The organism is Clostridium cuniculi (assembly GCF_004353185.1).
GTDB classification, from domain to species: Bacteria; Bacillota; Clostridia; order Clostridiales; family Clostridiaceae; genus Clostridium; species Clostridium cuniculi.
Genome location: NZ_SMUS01000121.1, coordinates 1 through 450 on the forward strand (window position 1 = coordinate 1; position 450 = coordinate 450).

A 450-nucleotide genomic window follows, 5' to 3' on the forward strand; every position below is an offset into this window, starting at 1 on the left:
CAAGGGTATCTAATCCTGTTTGATCCCCGCACTTTCGTGCCTCAGCGTCAGTAGGGCGCCGGTATGCTGCCTTCGCAATCGGGGTTCTGCGTGATATCTATGCATTTCACCGCTACACCACGCATTCCGCATACTTCTCGCCCACTCGAGCCCGGCAGTTTCAACGGCTGTACGGGGTTGAGCCCCGCAATTTTACCGCTGACTTGGCAGGCCGCCTACGCACCCTTTAAACCCAATAAATCCGGATAACGCTCGCATCCTCCGTATTACCGCGGCTGCTGGCACGGAGTTAGCCGATGCTTTTTCTCCAGGTACTCTCCTTCCGTCCACACGTGGACGGCATTGCTCCCTGACAAAAGAGGTTTACGACCCGTAGGGCCTTATTCCCTCACGCGACTTGGCTGGTTCAGCCTTCCGGCCATTGACCAATATTCCTCACTGCTGCCCCCC

At 56.7% G+C, this 450-nt stretch carries 1 rRNA gene; it reads right to left on the reverse strand.

Features of this window, described 5'->3' with window-relative positions:
• Positions 1-450 (reverse strand): 16S ribosomal RNA (locus EJJ37_RS19885); the annotation flags it as partial.